This is a genomic window from Gardnerella sp. CCPDSM (genome assembly GCF_056754715.1).
Map to the genome: position 1 here is coordinate 1 of NZ_JBQEQO010000092.1, position 305 is coordinate 305.

Here is a 305-nt window from a genome sequence, read left to right on the forward strand (position 1 = left end):
TACCTTTACCATCTTTCCCAGTAAACCAACCGTTAAAAGTAAACCCAGACTTCGTAGGATCTTTAGGCATCGACTGATTTTTCAGTTCGTCACCATCAATCGAGCTACCCTTTTGAACTTTCACAGTCGCATACGGCTTACTGTCATCACCGTCGAAAAATGTTACTGTAGCAATCTTTCTTCTCAACACAAAAGTAACAACTTGCTGAGTAGAAACATTATCATCTCTATGCACTGCAATATTAACGTTCGCATCAGTTGGAGCGTTAGCAAGATCATCTGATTCAGCAACCCACTCATAGTTG

Annotated in this window: 1 pseudogene; it reads right to left on the minus strand. The window is 40.7% G+C overall.

What is annotated here, in order from left to right:
- A pseudogene (locus tag ACTJLE_RS06680) lies at positions 1–305 on the minus strand (InlB B-repeat-containing protein); the annotation flags it as partial.